The following is a 17,585-nucleotide window of genomic DNA, read 5'->3' as shown; positions in this document are numbered from 1 at the left end:
CGAGTTACGGCCTTGTCGTTGAAATAGTGGAAACTGAAGACCCGAACCAGTGCTGAATGTTGCTCATCGCTGCACCCGAAGTATCCAGAATTGGCTGCGGGAACACGCCCAGCGCCACCAGCAATACCACCAGCAACAGGATGATCGACAGTTCACGTGAGGTCATGCCTTGCAGCGGCTCGTCGGATTTTGCTTTGCCGTAATAAGCGCGCTGCATCATCACCAGGGAGTACACCGAAGCGAACACCAGGCCGAAGGTCGAGATGACAGTGATCACCGGAACAATCGGGAAGCTGCCAAACAGGATCATGAATTCACCCACAAAGTTACCGGTACCCGGCATCCCTAAGGTCGCCACGGCGAAGAACAGCGACAACGCTGGCAGGTATTTAATGCGTCCCCACAATCCGCCCATCTGGCGCATATCGCGGGTATGTAGACGTTCGTACAGCTGACCACAGATGATGAACATACCGGCTGCGGACAGACCGTGTGCAATCATCTGAATCACTGCGCCCTGGTACGCCAGCTGGCTGCCGGTGTAAATCGCAATCAGCACGAAGCCCATGTGCGAAACCGAGGTGTAAGCAATCAGACGTTTGATGTCGGTCTGGCAGAACGCCATCCACGCACCGTAGAAGATACCTATCACACCCAGCCACATGGCAATCGGCGCGAACTGATGAGAGGCTTCCGGGAACAGTGGCAGACAGAAACGTAACATCCCGTAGGCCGCGGTTTTCAGCAAGATACCCGCTAAGTCAACGGAACCGGCGGTAGGTGCCTGGCTGTGAGCATCCGGCAACCAGCCGTGCAATGGCACAACCGGCATTTTCACCGCAAAGGCGATGAAGAAGCCCAGCATCAGCAGATATTCAACGTTATGCGACATCGGCGTTTTCAGCAGGTCAGCATAGTTGAATGTCCACACGCCGGTGGCATTGTAGTGCACGAACACCAGTCCGAGGATGGCAATCAACATCACCAGACCACTGGACTGCGTATAGATGAAGAATTTGGTTGCTGCGCTGATACGCGTTTTACCGTCTGACGCTTTGTGACCCCACAAGGCAATCAGGAAGTACATCGGCACCAGCATCATTTCCCAGAAGAAGAAGAACAGGAACATGTCGATGGCAAGGAACACGCCGATAACGCCGCCGAGGATCCACAGCAGGTTCAGGTGGAAGAAGCCCTGATATTTCTGGATTTCACGCCACGAACAGAGGATCGCCAGCACGCCCAGCAGGCCGGTCAGCACGACCATCAGCAAGGACAAACCGTCCAGCGCCAGATGGAAGCTGATGCCAAAACGTGGGATCCACGGCACCGAAAACTCGGACTGCCACTGTGGAATACCCGCAGGCGTCGTTAATGAATATCCTCCCTGCAACCACAATTGCACGGAAAGAGCCAGCGTCAGCCCCATCGCAATTAACGCGATCCAGCGCGGTACTTTGCTCCCAAAGCGCTCAGTCTGCCAGCACAGCAGCCCGCCGATAAAGGGGATAAATATTAGCCAAGGTAATAGCATGGCGTGTCGTTCCCTTCTTTTATGCCCGAAGGCTATTTCACTTGCCGGCCCGTTACACCAACGGGCCGGCATTGACAGTTACACCCGTAATGCAGGCTTAAATCACCAGCAGCAGCGCCAGAACAACCACTGCACCGAGCCCCATTGACGCGACATACCAACGCACCTGACCATTTTCACTCAATGTCAGACCACGGTTACCCAGGCGGGCAAAGATCGCAGGCAGATTCATCATTGAGTTCAGCGGGTCACGTTGCAGAAGTTTCGCCACCAGCAGATACGGTTTGACGAAAATCATGTCGTACAGCCAGTCGAAGCCCCAGGCATGGAACCACCAGGTCGTGAAGAAACGGCCCGGTGCGCTTTTCGCGATGCTGTTAACCAGTGAGCGTTTACCCAGATACAGGGCAGCCGCCAGCAGAATACCCGCAATCGCAATCACGCCAGAGGTGATTTCCAGGGTCAGCACGCTGCCATGCGCCAGCTCAGTGGTTTCTGGCAGAACACCTTTCAGTGGCGGAACAATCATCGCGCCAATAAAGGTGGACAGAACCAGTAACACCAGCAGCGGCAGGTGGTGAGTGATGCCTTTACCCGCATGCGCTTTGATTTTCTCTTCGCCGTGGAACACGATGAAGATCATGCGGAAGGTGTACAGCGAGGTCATAAACGCCCCTACCAGACCGGCAACCATCAGGTTCAGATGGCCGTTAGCCAGCGCACCCGCAAGGATTTCATCTTTACTGAAGAAGCCCGCTGTGATGACAGGTAAGGCGGAAAGTGCCGCGCCACCGACCAGGAAGCAGATATAAACAAGCGGAATGGATTTACGTAATCCCCCCATCTTGAAGATGTTCTGTTCGTGGTGGCAGGCCAGAATGACCGAACCGGAAGAAAGGAACAGTAAGGCTTTGAAGAATGCGTGCGTCATCAGGTGGAAGATGGCGGCATCCCACGCCTGAACGCCCAGCGCCAGGAACATGTAACCAATCTGGCTCATGGTCGAGTAAGCAAGAACGCGTTTGATATCGGTTTGTACCAGCGCCGCAAAGCCAGCGAGCACCAGCGTCACCGCACCAATGATACCGACCAGATGCAGAATCTCCGGCGCCATCAGGAACAGGCCGTGAGTACGTGCAATCAGGTAAACACCTGCGGTTACCATCGTCGCGGCGTGGATCAGCGCGGAAACCGGTGTCGGACCGGCCATGGCGTCTGCCAGCCAGGTCTGCAACGGAAGCTGTGCAGATTTACCCACAGCGCCACCCAGTAACATCAGGGTTGCCCAGGTAATTGCCGTGTCGCCAACCGCCAGTTTCTGCGGTGCCAGCACCATCAGCTCACGGAAGTTCAGCGTACCCAGTTCGCGGTAAAGGATGAACAGTGCGAAAGCCAGGAACACGTCACCGACGCGGGTCACGATGAACGCTTTCATCGCCGCTGCGCCGTTAGCCGGGTTGGAGTAGTAGAAACCGATCAGCAGGTAACTGCACAGGCCCACGCCTTCCCAACCGAGGTACATCAGCAACAGGTTGTCTGCCAGTACCAGAATCACCATGCTGGCGATAAACAGGTTGGTGTACGCGAAGAAGCGTGAGTAGCCTTCTTCACCGCGCATGTACCAGGACGCGAACATGTGGATGAAGAAACCGACACCGGTGACCACGGATAACATGGTCATCGACAAACCGTCGAGGGTCAGCGTCGCGGAAATGTTGAAGTTTCCGACCTGCATCCAGTTCCACAGTGTCTGGTTGAAGATTTCAACGCCCGCCGCTTTCTGGCTGAGGAAGTTGATGCCCACATAAATAGTGGTCAGTGCAGCCAGACCAATGGAACCTACGCCAACCGTGGCTGACGTATTTTCTGACCAGCGACCGCGTGAGAAGGCCAGCAAAATGAAGCCAATCAGCGGGAACAGAATTGTTAAATAGAGTAAGTTCATCCGCGCATCTCACTGACAGTATCAATATTCAGGGTATGGCGACGGCGATACAGTTGCAGCAGCAACGCCAAGCCAATACTGGCCTCCGCCGCAGCCAGACTGATGGCCAGAATGTACATCACCTGCCCGTCTGCCTGACCCCAGTAGCTTCCCGCCACGATAAACGCCAGCGCTGCCGCGTTGATCATCACTTCCAGACTGATCAGCATAAACAGCAGATTACGGCGAACCAGCAGGCCGGTCAGCCCGAGAACAAAGAGAATTGCGGCCAGAATCAGGCCATGTTGTAGAGGGATCATGCTCTCTCCTCCGTTTTTCTTTTTGCCATTTCTGTCGTGACCGGTGCGTCACCAAAAACTTCGCCCGGTTTATGTTCACGACCAATATGAAACGCCACCACCAGACCGGCCAGCAGCAACATGGACGCCAGTTCAACCGCCAAAACGTAAGGCCCGAACAGCGCGATACCGACGGCTTTCGCGTCAATCATGTCGCCTTTGATGCCGTGTTCATGCAATCCGAGAATCGACATGATCATGACCACCAGAAGGATGACCGACAAAATTGAAGGCCCGATCCAGGTCGCGGGTTTCAGCCACGCGCGTTCCTGCTCCTGGACGTTGCCAAGGTTCAGCATCATCACGACGAACACAAACAGAACCATGATGGCCCCGGCGTAAACGATGATCTCCAGAGCACCGGCAAAGTAGGCACCGAGCGAGAAGAAGACCGCAGCAATCGCCAGCAAAGAGACGATCAGATACAGCAATGCATGCACCGGATTGGTGTGCGTGATAACACGCAATGTCGCCAACACGGCCACCAGGGCTGCAATATAAAATGCAAATTCCATGCTTGCGGCTCCTTAAGGCAACAGACCTTTGACGTTGATCGGTTTGGCTTCGTTTTCCGCTTCGCCTTTCGGCTTACCGTCAACGGCCATACCGGACATCCGGTAGAAGTTATATTCCGGATATTTACCCGGCCCTGAAATCAACAAATCTTCTTTTTCATACACCAGATCCTGGCGTTTGAATTCACCCAGTTCAAAGTCCGGCGTCAGCTGAATCGCGGTTGTCGGGCACGCTTCTTCACACAGGCCGCAGAAGATGCAGCGTGAGAAGTTGATGCGGAAGAATTCCGGGTACCAGCGGCCATCTTTATGCTCTGCTTTTTGCAGAGAAATACAGCCGACCGGACACGCTACCGCACACAGGTTACAGGCAACGCAGCGCTCTTCACCGTCCGGATCGCGCGTCAGCACGATACGGCCACGGTAGCGCGGAGGTGGATTGACCGGAACTTCAGGGTACATCTGGGTTTCGCGCTTGGCGAAGGCGTGCAGGCCTATCATCCACAAGCTGCGAACCTGGGTACCGAACCCGACCACTATGTCTTTCAATGTCATGGTTTCATCACCCCTTATTGCGCGTTGTACAAGATGACCGCAGCGGTCGCCAGCAGATTAAGTAACGTCAGCGGCAGGCAAACTTTCCAGCCAAATGACATTACCTGGTCGTAGCGGGGACGCGGCAAAGCAGCACGGATCAAAATGAACATCACCATGAAGAAAGCGGTTTTCAGCGCAAACCAGATAAACGGCGGCAGGAACGGACCCTGCCAGCCACCGAAGAACAAGGTGACGATCAGCGCAGAGACAGTCACGATACCGATGTATTCCCCCACGAAGAACAGACCGAATTTCATACCGGAATATTCAATGTGGTAACCATCGGCCAGTTCCTGCTCGGCTTCCGGCTGGTCAAACGGGTGACGGTGACACACAGCCACACCGGCAATCGCAAAGGTCACAAAGCCAAAGAACTGCGGAATGATGTTCCAGATGTGCGCTTGCGAATTCACGATGTCTTGCAGGTTGAACGAACCCGCCTGCGCCACAACGCCCATCAGCGACAAGCCGAGGAATACTTCGTAGCTCAGGGTCTGGGCCGATGCACGCATCGCACCCAGCAGCGAGTATTTGTTGTTACTGGACCAGCCAGCAAACAACACCGCATAGACAGTCAGACCGGCCATCATCAGGAAGAACAAGATACCGATGTTCAGGTCTGCGGCGAACCAGGTCGGGCTGACCGGCACGATCGCAAAGGAGATCAACAGGGACGTAAACGCAATCATCGGCGCCAGCGTAAAGATGGCTTTGTCGGTGAATTTAGGAACCCAGTCTTCCTTGAAGAACATCTTGATCATGTCGGCAACGAGTTGCAGGGAACCGCCCCAGCCGACACGGTTTGGCCCGTACCGGTTCTGGAACAGGCCCAGCAAGCGACGCTCACCGAAACTCATGAAGGCCCCGCAGGTCACGACGACCAGCAGGATCACAACGGCTTTCAGGATAGCGATCAACGAATCGATCACAACAGGTGTAAACCAGCTCATTGTGCTGCCTCCCGCAGATTTTCAATCGTTGCGCCCACCAGCACCGGTGGAATACCCGGTAAGCCCAGCGGCAGGCCAAGCTGGCCCTGACTGAGGGTTTCACTCAGACGAACCGGCAGTTTAAGCTGCTGACCGGCGCAGGTGAATTCCACCTGAGAACCGGCATTTACGCCTAACTGAGCCGCATCGGCCGGGTTAACCATCACATAAGGTTGTGGCATACGCTGCTGAATAACCGCAGAACGCTGAGTCATTTCTTCACTGCCGAACAGGTGATAGTAAGGCGCAACACGCCAGTTATCGCTCTGTGCAGTAAAGGCCGCCGGAATACCGGTGAAGTAGTCGAGGTTACCCTCCCCTGCTTCAATCAGACGCACCCCCGGATCACCGTGGCGCAGACTGCCGCCCACTTCGCTCTGGAATTTGTTCCAGGCTTGCGGTGAGTTCCAGCCTGGCGCCCAGGCGAATGGCACCTGATTGCGGTTAGCTGTCGGGCTGTTGTTCCCTTCCATCGAGAAGGCAAACATGGTGTCTTTATCTTGCGGCTGACGCGGTTCGTGCACGCTGATGTTGGCGCGCATTGCGGTACGGCCACTTGAGCGGTGCGGAGAACGTGCCAGTTTCTGACCACGAATACGGAAGCTGGCGTTTGGCGCGGCTTCCACCATGCCTTTCAGCTGTGGAAGTGCTTCAACGCAGGCGTCGATAACGTGATCAAGCTGGGTCCAGTCCACATGACGGCTGTTGATGGTGGAATGCAGCGAGTGCATCCAGCGCCAGCTTTCCAGCATGGAAACGGTGGTGTCGTAGTAAGCCGGGTCATAAACCTGGAAGAAACGCTGTGCGCGGCCTTCCTGATTCACCAGCGTACCGTCGCTTTCGGCAAAACTTGCCGCAGGCAGGATCAGGCTGGCTTTATCCATGATGCGGGTGCGCTGATGGTCAACGACCAGCAGGTTCTGCACTTTCGCTAACGCCGCGTCCACCTTCGCTGCCGGAGCCTGACGGTAAAGGTCATTCTCCATCACGATGGCGCTGTCAGCGTCGCCGCGGGTCAGAAGCTCAAGCGCGTCATCCAACGTGCCGCCGCCAATCATCGACAAACCGATGCTGTTGGCCGCAGAAGCCACGAAAGTGATGCCGACATTGCTGCCCGCCACTTTCAGTGCTTTCGCGATGTTGGCTGCCGCTTCGATAATCGCGTCAGAACCGGCGTTAGAACCGGTGATGATCAGTGGCTTGCGGGCACCGGTCAGCGCCTGCACGATCACGTCAATTTTCTTGTTCAGGCCTTCAGCCAGATCAGTGACTGCCGGTGCTGAATTATCCAGCGCATGGGCGATAGCAAAGCCGAAACGCGCTTGTTCATCTACCGCCGCGCGGTAATTGTAAGCCGCGATATCATCAAGCTTGGTGTTGTCCACGTTCGTGATGAACAACGGATGCTTGGCGTGCTGACCAATGTTTTGCACTGCCGCGATTTGCCAGTCGGCAACACGTTGTGCCGCCGCCATCGCGCGCGCTTTACCTTTCACCGCCTGACGAACAGACAGCGCGATACGTGCGCCGGTCTGGGTTAAATCTTCGCCCAGCACCAGAACCGCATCATATTCTTCGATTTCACGCAGCGCTGGCGTGTGAACGCCGCTGTTGCGCAGAACGTTGAGCATCAGTTGAAGACGCCCTTGCTCTGCCGCGTTGATGCCGGTGTAGAAGTTTTCTGCCCCGACCAGTTCACGCAGCGCGAAGTTGCTTTCCAGGCTGGCTCGCGGAGAACCGATACCGATGGTTTTCTTCGCCTGACGGATGATATCCGCCGCGCCCTGCATCGCCTGTTCGGCGTTGAGTTCGATCCAGTCGTTGCCACGCAATTGCAGTGGTTTCTTCGGACGATCTTTCAGGTTCACGTAGCCGTAACCGAAACGACCACGGTCGCAGAGGAAATAGTGGTTTACGGTCCCGTTATAGCGGTTTTCAATACGACGCAGTTCGCCATAACGCTCGCCCGGGCTGGTGTTACAGCCAACAGAACATTGCTGGCAGATGCTTGGCGCAAACTGCATGTCCCATTTACGGTTGTAGCGTTCGGAGTGCGTTTTATCGGTGAACACGCCTGTCGGACAGACTTCTACCAGGTTACCGGAGAACTCGCTTTCCAGCGGGCCATCTTCCGGGCGACCGAAATAGACGTTGTCGTGCGCGCCATAGACACCCAGATCGGTGCCGTCCGCGTAATCCTTGTAGTAACGGACGCAACGGTAGCAGGCGATACAGCGGTTCATTTCATGCGAGATGAACGGACCGAGATCCTGGTTGTTATGGGTACGTTTGGTAAAGCGGTAGCGGCGCATACTGTGGCCGGTCATCACCGTCATATCCTGAAGGTGACAGTTACCGCCTTCCTCACACACCGGACAGTCGTGCGGGTGGTTGGTCATCAGCCATTCCACGACGCTTTCACGGAATTCTTTCGCTTCTCCGTCGTCGATGGAAATGAAGGTGCCATCAGACGCTGGTGTCATACATGACATCACCAGACGACCGCGCGTGTCTTCCGCATTTTGGTATTGCTTAACCGCACATTGGCGGCAAGCGCCGACGCTTCCCAGCGCCGGATGCCAGCAAAAATAAGGAATATCGAGGCCGAGAGAGAGGCAAGCCTGTAACAGGTTGTCCGCTCCGTCTACATCGTATTCTTTGCCGTCTACATGAATCGTAGCCATAGTCAGCATGCTTCCACGTGGCCCACCTGACGGCGGGCGTTAATCAAAAATTCTTGCCGGGTTGGCGTCTGTCCTGTTAGCAGCGCGTCCCTTATTACGGGAATTCGCGCACAGCGGGCTCACGTCCGCCGTCTGTTGCCTTCACTACCAGCGTTGTTTGAGCAGGTTGTTTGGCTGAATCCCGCCAATCGCACGCGCATTGTTGTAATGCTGTTTGGCGATACCCGCCTCGAACTCTTCCCGGAAATATTTAATCGCACTCTGCAATGGCTCCACGGCACCCGGCGCGTGTGCGCAGAAGGTTTTGCCCGGGCCCAGCTGGCGGCAAAGCTGCTCAAGGGTTTCGATATCCCCTGGCTGGCCTTCGCCACGTTCCAGCGCGCGCAGAATTTTCACACTCCACGGCAAACCGTCGCGGCACGGTGTACACCAGCCACAGGATTCGCGGGCGAAGAACTCTTCGAGGTTACGTACCAGCGGGACCATGCCGATTTCGTTATCCACCGCCATCGCCAGCGCCGTACCCAGACGGCTTCCGGCTTTACCAATGCTGGCAAAATCCATCGGCAGGTCGAGATGGTCAGCGGTCAGGAAGTCAGTCCCTGCCCCGCCCGGCTGCCAGGCTTTGAAGGTCAGACCATCGCGCATGCCACCGGCATACTCTTCAAGGATTTCACGTGCAGTCGTACCAAATGGCAGTTCCCATACGCCCGGATTTTTCACCCGGCCAGAGAAGCCCATCAGTTTGGTACCGGCATCTTCACTTTTGCCCGCAGAAATACCTTTGTACCAGTCCACGCCGTGCTCAAGAATTGCAGGCACGTTACACAGGGTTTCGACGTTGTTTACACACGTCGGTTTACCCCATGCACCGGCAGAAGCCGGGAACGGTGGTTTGGAACGCGGGTTGGCGCGGCGGCCTTCCAGCGAGTTAATCAGCGCGGTTTCTTCACCACAGATGTAGCGACCTGCACCGGTGTGAACAATCAGTTCGAAATCAAAACCGGTGCCGAGGATGTTTTTACCCAGCAGACCCGCCGCTGTGGCTTCTTCGATCGCGCGACGCAGGTTCACGGCGGCTTCGATGTATTCGCCACGCAGGAAGATGTAGCCACGGTAAGATTTCAGCGCGAACGCGGAGATCAACATGCCTTCCACCAGAAGGTGCGGCATTTGCTCCATCAGCATGCGGTCTTTGTAAGTACCCGGTTCCATCTCATCGGCGTTACACAGCAGATAGCGGATGTTCATGCTTTCGTCTTTCGGCATCAGACTCCACTTCAGACCCGTGGAGAAACCTGCACCGCCGCGCCCTTTCAGGCCTGCGTCTTTCACCAGATTGACGATTTCTTCCTGCGCCATGCCTTTCAGCGCTTTTTCTGCACCGACGTAACCGTTTTTGCTGCGGTATTCGTCAATCCAGACAGGCTGTTTGTCATCGCGCATACGCCAGGTCAGCGGATGCATCTCCGGCGTGCGTTCGATATGTCGGGGTGTATAGGTCATGCGTAGCGCTCCAGTAGCTGGCCGATCGCTTCTGGCGTCAGGTGGCTGTGCGTGTCCTCATCAATCATCATTGATGGACCTTTGTCACAGTTCCCCAAGCAGCAGGTCGGCAGCAGGGTGAAGCGCCCGTCTTTGGTCGTTTCGCCCGGCTTGATGTGCAACTGTTGTTCAAGAGCAGCCTGGATCCCCTGATAACCGGTGATGTGGCACACCACGCTGTCACAGTAACGGATCACATGGCGGCCAACCGGCTGGCGGAAGATCTGGCTGTAGAATGTCGCCACACCTTCAACGTCGCTGGCGGGAATGCCCAGAACATCGGAGATCGCGTAGATAGCGCCGTCTGGCACCCAACCACGCGCTTTCTGCACGATTTTCAGCGCTTCGATAGAGGCCGCGCGGGCATCTTCGTAGTGATGTTTCTCGTGTTCAATCGCTTCACGTTCAGCATCGCTCAGCACGAACACCGGCGGCGCAACAGGCTCGCTGACGTTGATGTACTGAACTTCTGAGTCTTTGTTGATATCTGTCATCGTTAGCGGTCCACATCTGACATTACAAAATCGATACTGCCCAGATACACGATCAGGTCGGATACCAGGCTGCCACGGATTACGGACGGGATCTGCTGCAAATGCGGGAAGCTCGGCGTACGTACGCGCGTGCGGTAGCTCATGGTGCTGCCGTCACTGGTCAGGTAGTAGCTGTTGATCCCTTTGGTTGCTTCAACCATCTGGAAAGATTCTTGCGCAGGCATGACCGGACCCCACGACACTTGCAGGAAGTGCGTGATCAGGGTTTCGATGTGTTGCAGCGTGCGCTCTTTCGGTGGCGGCGTGGTCAGCGGGTGATCCGCCTTGAACGGGCCTTCCGGCATGTTTTTGTAGCACTGTTCCAGAATGCGCAGGCTCTGACGAAGCTCTTCTACTTTCAGCATCACGCGGGAATAGCAGTCACTGACGCCATCGCCGGTCGGGATTTCAAAATCGAAGTTTTCGTAGCCAGAGTATGGACGCCATTTACGCACGTCGAACGGAATACCCGTTGCGCGCAGGCCAGCACCGGTGGTGCCCCAGGCCAGAGCGTCGTCAGCGTTATACGCCGCCACGCCTTTGGAACGGCCAATCAGAATGGTGTTTTTCAGTGCCGCTTTGACGTAGGAATCCAGACGCGCTGGCATCCAGTCAAGGAACTCACGCAGCAGACGATCCCAGCCTTTAGGCAGGTCATGTGCAACGCCACCAATACGGAACCAGGCCGGGTGCATACGGAAACCGGTGATCGCTTCCACCAGATCGTAAATTTTCTGACGATCAGTAAAGGCGAAGAACACTGGCGTCATCGCGCCCACGTCCTGAATAAACGTAGAGATGTACAGCAGGTGGCTGTTGATTCGGAACAGTTCAGACAGCATCACGCGGATGGTGTTAACGCGATCAGGCGTTACGATACCGGCCAGTTTTTCAACCGCCAGAACGTAAGGCATTTCGTTAACACAACCGCCAAGATATTCGATACGGTCGGTATACGGGATGTAGCTGTGCCAGGACTGACGTTCGCCCATTTTTTCAGCACCACGGTGGTGGTAACCGACGTCCGGAACGCAGTCGACAATTTCTTCGCCATCAAGCTGCAATACGATACGGAACGCACCGTGCGCAGACGGGTGGTTTGGCCCGAGGTTGAGGAACATGAAGTCCTCGTTGTCGGTGCCACGCTTCATGCCCCAGTCTTCCGGCTTGAAGGTCAGCGATTCCATCTCGAGTTCTTCTTTTTGCTTAGTCAGCTCATAAGGGTCGAACTCGGTGGCGCGCGCCGGATAATCTTTACGCAGCGGGTGACCTTCCCAGGTCTGCGGCATCATGATGCGCGTCAGGTGCGGGTGGCCATCGAAGGTAATACCGAACATTTCCCAGGTTTCGCGCTCGTACCAGTTGGCGTTCGGGAACACCTTGGTCACGGTCGGAACATGGAGATCGTTTTCTGACAACGCCACCTTGATCATGATGTCGCGGTTACGCTCGACAGAGATCAGGTGGTAGAAAACGGAAAAATCCGCAGCCGGTAAACCGTCGCGGTGGGTACGTAAACGCTCATCAAAACCATGCAAATCGAAAAGCATGACATAAGGTTTTGGCTGTTTTCGTAAAAAGGTAATCGCTTCCAGTACCTGTTCGCGCTTGAACCATACCACGGGAATTCCGGTACGGGTTGCCTGAACAGTAAAGGCCTCTGGCCCAAAACGGTTACGCAATTCGCCGATAACCGGATCATCAAGATGATCACGGGTATGCCATGCTGGCAGGGCTGAATCTTGCGTCGTCAAATCTGTCATATTTTTTTCACCACACTAAATGGTCATTTATGCCGTAAGGGGGACACCTCACCCCTCAGGGTTGACTCTCAGACCGCAGTGTTAAATCTCGTCCGGCGAACGCAGATTTGTCACGGCAATACGCTCAGCACGTTTACGCTCTTTTTCAGACTGCATATTCGCGCGGTAAACACCCTGATCGCCAACAACCCATGACAATGGGCGACGTTCTTTACCGATAGATTCCTGCAGCAGCAGTAATGCCTGCATATACGCTTCCGGACGCGGCGGGCAACCCGGGATATACACGTCGACAGGCAGGAATTTATCCACGCCCTGCACAACAGAATAAATATCGTACATGCCGCCGGAATTCGCACAGGCGCCCATCGAAATCACCCATTTCGGTTCCAGCATCTGGTCGTACAGGCGCTGAATAACCGGGGCCATTTTGGTGAAGCAGGTACCTGCGACCACCATGAAGTCAGCCTGACGGGGTGATGCACGCAGAACTTCTGCCCCAAAACGCGCAACGTCATGCACCGCAGTGAATGACGTCACCATTTCGACGTAGCAGCAGGAAAGGCCGAAGTTGTAGGGCCAGAGGGAGTTTTTGCGTCCCCAGTTCACCATGCCGTGCAATGATTCCTGGAGATTCCCCATGAAAACGCTGCGCTTAACCTGCTCCTGAAGAGGATCGCCGACGACCTCCTGGTTTTGCAGGGGGTAACGGTCGTTCTCACCGTCCGGGTCTATGCGGGTGAGCGTATAGTCCATCTTAATGCCTCGCTATGACTGCTTACTGAGGGTGATTGTTGGTATTAATTGCCGGGCTCGGTTTAACAGGTCCTTTCGAACGTGTTGGGGTCCAGTCGAGTGCGCCAATTCGCACCAGATAGAACAAACCTGCCAGCAGTACCAAAATGAAAATGGTGGCTTCAACGAATCCCGTCCAACCGCTTTCGCGGATTGACGTTGACCATGCATAGAGATACAGGGCTTCAACGTCGAAAATGACGAAAAACATTGCGACCAGATAGAACTTTGCGGAAAGGCGCAGACGGGCAGTGCCCACCGAGGCGATACCTGATTCAAAAGGCGTGTTTTTGTAGCGTGCTCTGGCTCTCCCGCCAAGGAACGCGGCGCCCAGTAACATCAGGCAGCACAGCCCAACGGCAACGATAAGAAAAACGGCGAACGCCCAATGTTGAGCGATGACTTCAGTGGCTGTTGACATACTCATTGCTTACTCATCAAAAGTGGCACTTTGGCATCTGCTCTTAGGGTCGGCAGTTTGCGTACCACATCGATTCAAGGGAAGGATTAATAACCACACAGTTCACGGCTCAACAAGGCATTAAGCCAGTGATTTGTTGTGGGCTTTTTACCCTTTTCTATAACCTTTTGTCAACTTTGACAAAAGTATCTCCACATTAGTTTACATGCTTAGCATTTAATTAACATATCATGCGACGGTACTTAAGCTAAATCGTGTCAGTTAAATACCGTGATAAAGCATGGGCCTGGGATGGGAGTTATTACATCTTTCGGGCTTTCCTATTGTCGCAGGAATAGTCGGCTCTTCCACTCTCTTAATAGGGGTATTTTTTTGATCCATGTCAGAGTTCTGTCAATTTTGAGACAGAAATGGCCACACATTTAACAAGTTTTGTTGATTTTCAAAAAACGACAAGCGATTTGCGGAAAAATTTGATGCATTTTTTTAACCTAAAAAAATTCAGGATTTTGCGTCATTTAGTGAAGTGATAGTCAACGGGAATGACAGTCGTAGCGGGAAAGGAAAGGGGTTAATGCAGAAAAAATCAGGTTTGGATGGAGTTATTAAAGTAAACCGATAAAAACACAACTTTTACACCCCTAAAGAGGTAGAAACCTTTACCCCCGCCCCGATGATCGGAGGCGGAAGGTAAAGCCGGGGTTATTTTTAACTTTGAGAGTCTGCCAGGAACTCATGATCGTCATCCACAACCGGACGCGGACCATAGGCACTGAGAGAATAAGGATCATTCCCTTGCTCAACAGCGTTGAAAATCGCCATCGCCAGTTCATTTTCGCAACGGGCGTTTTTGTACAGCACGTACTGAGTATCCGGCAAGCGTGGCAGACCATCCTGCTCACCCAAAACACGCAGTTCAGGGCTCATCATTTCAATCGGCCGCGCTGTCACGCCCAAACCGGCGCGAACCGCAGCACGAATAGCAGACAATGTTGATGCCACATACGCAATACGCCACGGGATCCCCGCCTGGTTGAGATGCTCTATCGCCATCATGCGATACGGGCTGGGTTCATCCAGCACCACCAGCGGCACACTGTCCCCTGACGGATAGGCGAAATCAGCCGAGCAATACCATAATGTTGGCGAAGTTCGCAGGACGATATGCGGATGATCGGTGTTGGTCATCGTCGTGATGGCCAAATCGACTTCCTCACTTTCCAGCATCGACAACATAAACGGGCTGCGTTTCACGCGGACATCAATAGACAACTTTGGATATACCGAAGTCACGCGGCTGAGCAGGAAAGGTAAGATGGTGTCAGCCGTATCGTCTGACGCACCAATCGTTATCCCGCCCTGGACGTTGCTGTACATCAAAGAGGTGCACGCTTCGTCGTTAAAACGAAGAATTTTTCGTGCGTACCCCAATAACTGAATACCGTGTTCAGTTAATAATTTATTGCGTCCATGTCTGGCAAACAGTTCTTTTCCAACGAGTTGTTCTAGACGTTGCATTTGTTGGCTGACCGCCGACTGAGTACGACACACGGCAGCAGCGGCCGCAGCGAACGTATTTAAATCGGCAACAGCGACAAATGTCCTCAACAGGTCAAGGTCGAGATTGAGGATTGGACGATTTGCTATTGTCATAGTTTTTCTTCACTTTATAGAATCTAATAACAAGCTACCCTGATGGTGCGTCAAAGTACCCGCAAAAAGCAGAATACCAGATATGGCTGATACTCACTCATTTGATAAGTGAAAATGAGAAATATTTGTGCACGAAAGTTTTCCACTTTGTGAGCATCGAACCATTAAAAGCACGCACAGTAATTCCGCACAAAGCAGGAATGATTAGAGCGTCTTAATTAATATAGTCCGTCCCGTGAAACCCTTCCACATGCCTTACATACTGGCCTGCTGCTGACAAAACCCTGACAATCGCCAATCTGCCGGAGAAGAAACATAAGCTAAATTAACTAATAAAAGTAACGCATGGAAATATAACCCATTAAATTCATTGGCTCAAACGAATAACCATTTAATGCCACTGGTCATTAGTTAAATGATCATTAAGATTTTTCTTGTTTCATCAAATTTTGTTTATAGTGATTTTTATTATATATATGCCAGTAAAGCATTCACTTATTCAAAAAAGAATAGGTTTCAGATATTGCCCCGACATGATCATTTATCCAGCACTCACTATTAATCATTAGATAAATAAAACTAATTCTCATCAAACATTTTTCCTTGTTTATCATCCGCACACGATTTTTTTTCAGAATTTGTCGAGCTTTGGTAAGTTTTCATGATGTTCTGCCCAAAAAGAACACAGCCGCAAAACCGGAACGGCGATCGTAGTGCAGCAAAAACAGTGAAATTACCGGTTATAAAACCACCATTTACAAAATAAAAAATCACATAAAAGCCAATCATAAGAATTAAAAACCATTTAGTGTCCTGTAAGGCATGGGAAAGAACCACCTCCGGCCGCATTACTGCTGTTTTTCACCAAAACGGTGCACAGCCCTTCTCACACCCGCTCCGGGGGAGTAAATTGACCCCTTCGCACTGTTCTACGGTCGCCTGGCGCCAGGGAAGAACAGGCTTTACTGCAAAAGGCTCCTATTTACATGTCCCCGATTGAAAAATCCCACAAACTGGACAACGTCTGTTATGACATTCGCGGCCCGGTGCTCAAAGAAGCAAAACGTCTTGAAGAAGAAGGCAACAAAGTCCTCAAACTGAACATCGGCAACCCTGCCCCGTTCGGTTTCGACGCGCCGGATGAAATCCTGATCGACGTAATCCGCAATTTGCCGACTTCACAGGGCTACTGTGATTCAAAAGGCCTGTTTTCTGCACGTAAAGCGATCATGCAGCACTATCAGGCGCGCGATATGCGCGATATCACTGTTGAAGACATTTACATCGGTAACGGTGTTTCTGAGCTCATCGTTCAGTCAATGCAGGCATTGCTGAACACGGGCGATGAAATGCTGGTGCCTGCGCCCGATTATCCGTTGTGGACCGCCGCAGTTTCCCTGTCTGGCGGTAATGCGGTGCATTACCTGTGTGATGAAGGCGCTGACTGGTTCCCGGATATCGCCGATATTCGTGACAAAATCACGCCGCGCACCCGTGGCATTGTGATCATCAACCCGAACAATCCAACCGGCGCGGTGTACAGCAAGGAATTGCTGATGCAGATCGTCGAGATTGCGCGTGAACACAATCTGATCATCTTTGCCGACGAAATCTACGACAAGATCCTGTACGACGAGGCTCAGCACATTTCCATTGCGTCGCTGGCGCCGGATCTTCTGACCGTAACCTTCAATGGTCTGTCAAAAACCTACCGCGTTGCCGGGTTCCGTCAGGGCTGGATGGTACTGAACGGCCCGAAAAAGCACGCCAAAGGCTATATAGAAGGTCTGGAAATGCTGGCCTCGATGCGTTTGTGCGCCAACGTTCCGATGCAGCACGCCATTCAGACAGCGCTGGGCGGTTACCAGAGTATCAGCGAATTCATTCAGCCGGGCGGGCGCCTGGTCGAACAGCGTGACCGCGCGTGGGAACTGATTAATCAGATCCCGGGCGTGTCCTGCGTGAAGCCGAAAGGCGCGCTGTATATGTTCCCGCGAATCGATGCCAAGCGTTTCAATATTCAGGATGACCAGAAAATGGTGCTCGATTTGCTGTTACAGCAAAAAGTCCTGCTGGTTCAGGGCTCCGCCTTTAACTGGCCTTATCCTGACCACGTCCGTATCGTGACGCTCCCGCGCGTAGACGAACTGGAAATGGCAGTGAACAAGTTCGGTCGTTTCCTCGAAACCTACCGTCAGTAATGATCAGGGCGCAGACATCTGCGCCCTTTTTTCTTTCTGCGCATTTCCGCATTTGCATAACGGTTTCGCACT

General features: G+C 53.4%; 14 protein-coding genes. 1 reads left to right on the top strand and 13 read right to left on the bottom strand.

Annotated features, from left to right (window positions below; genetic code table 11):
* Positions 1-4 precede the first annotated feature (4 nt).
* From nuoM to lrhA, 13 genes are all read right to left on the bottom strand, one after another.
* Entirely contained in the window at positions 5-1,534 is a 1,530-nt protein-coding gene (gene nuoM, locus IV433_RS25570) for an NADH-quinone oxidoreductase subunit M (RefSeq protein WP_195816365.1), read from the bottom strand.
* A 97-nt stretch (positions 1,535-1,631) separates the two neighbouring features.
* The gene (gene nuoL / locus IV433_RS25565; RefSeq protein ID WP_101076099.1) at positions 1,632-3,479 is read right to left on the bottom strand and encodes an NADH-quinone oxidoreductase subunit L; all 1,848 of its coding nucleotides are present in this window, start codon (positions 3,477-3,479) and stop codon (positions 1,632-1,634) included.
* A complete protein-coding gene (gene nuoK, locus IV433_RS25560; protein WP_004936014.1) occupies positions 3,476-3,778 on the bottom strand; it encodes an NADH-quinone oxidoreductase subunit NuoK in 303 nt (100 codons plus the stop codon). The genes nuoL and nuoK overlap by 4 nt, the downstream gene beginning before the upstream one ends.
* Positions 3,775-4,332: an NADH-quinone oxidoreductase subunit J gene (gene nuoJ, locus IV433_RS25555; RefSeq protein WP_101076100.1), complete on the bottom strand. Its 558-nt coding sequence runs from the start codon at positions 4,330-4,332 to the stop codon at positions 3,775-3,777. The genes nuoK and nuoJ overlap by 4 nt, the downstream gene beginning before the upstream one ends.
* A 12-nt stretch (positions 4,333-4,344) precedes the next feature.
* Positions 4,345-4,887, bottom strand: coding sequence for an NADH-quinone oxidoreductase subunit NuoI (gene nuoI, locus IV433_RS25550; protein ID WP_101076101.1), 543 nt, complete (start codon positions 4,885-4,887; stop codon positions 4,345-4,347).
* Positions 4,888-4,901: 14 nt separating this feature from the next.
* Positions 4,902-5,879 carry an NADH-quinone oxidoreductase subunit NuoH gene (gene nuoH / locus IV433_RS25545; RefSeq protein ID WP_195816366.1) on the bottom strand — a complete coding sequence of 326 codons (978 nt, stop codon included), beginning with the start codon at positions 5,877-5,879 and terminating at the stop codon, positions 4,902-4,904.
* Positions 5,876-8,602: an NADH-quinone oxidoreductase subunit NuoG gene (gene nuoG, locus IV433_RS25540; protein WP_195816367.1), complete on the bottom strand. Its 2,727-nt coding sequence runs from the start codon at positions 8,600-8,602 to the stop codon at positions 5,876-5,878. The genes nuoH and nuoG overlap by 4 nt, the downstream gene beginning before the upstream one ends.
* Positions 8,603-8,746: 144 nt before the next feature.
* On the bottom strand, positions 8,747-10,108 hold the full coding sequence (gene nuoF, locus IV433_RS25535) for an NADH-quinone oxidoreductase subunit NuoF (RefSeq protein ID WP_104921273.1): 1,362 nt from the start codon (positions 10,106-10,108) through the stop codon (positions 8,747-8,749).
* Entirely contained in the window at positions 10,105-10,641 is a 537-nt protein-coding gene (nuoE, locus tag IV433_RS25530) for an NADH-quinone oxidoreductase subunit NuoE (protein ID WP_229893720.1), read from the bottom strand. Before nuoE ends, nuoF begins: the two co-directional genes overlap by 4 nt.
* 2 nt (positions 10,642-10,643) lie before the next feature.
* Entirely contained in the window at positions 10,644-12,443 is a 1,800-nt protein-coding gene (gene nuoC, locus IV433_RS25525; RefSeq protein WP_104921272.1) for an NADH-quinone oxidoreductase subunit C/D, read from the bottom strand.
* 81 nt (positions 12,444-12,524) lie between these two features.
* Positions 12,525-13,199: a NuoB/complex I 20 kDa subunit family protein gene (locus IV433_RS25520; RefSeq protein ID WP_101076105.1), complete on the bottom strand. Its 675-nt coding sequence runs from the start codon at positions 13,197-13,199 to the stop codon at positions 12,525-12,527.
* A gap of 22 nt (positions 13,200-13,221) precedes the next feature.
* Positions 13,222-13,665, bottom strand: a complete 444-nt coding sequence (locus tag IV433_RS25515; protein ID WP_104921271.1) for an NADH-quinone oxidoreductase subunit A — start codon at positions 13,663-13,665, stop codon at positions 13,222-13,224.
* 702 nt (positions 13,666-14,367) lie between these two features.
* Positions 14,368-15,312, bottom strand: coding sequence for a transcriptional regulator LrhA (gene lrhA, locus IV433_RS25510; protein ID WP_152324369.1), 945 nt, complete (start codon positions 15,310-15,312; stop codon positions 14,368-14,370).
* Between the two features lie 986 nt (positions 15,313-16,298).
* On the opposite strand from lrhA, the gene IV433_RS25505 reads away from it, so the two are divergent.
* Entirely contained in the window at positions 16,299-17,513 is a 1,215-nt protein-coding gene (locus tag IV433_RS25505) for a pyridoxal phosphate-dependent aminotransferase (protein ID WP_152324370.1), read from the top strand.
* Positions 17,514-17,585 lie beyond the last annotated feature (72 nt).

This window comes from Rahnella laticis, from assembly GCF_015644585.1.
Classification (GTDB): Bacteria; Pseudomonadota; Gammaproteobacteria; order Enterobacterales; family Enterobacteriaceae; genus Rahnella; species Rahnella laticis.
The sequence above is the reverse complement of the archived record's forward strand: the minus strand, read 5'-3'. Positions and strand labels throughout refer to the sequence as shown.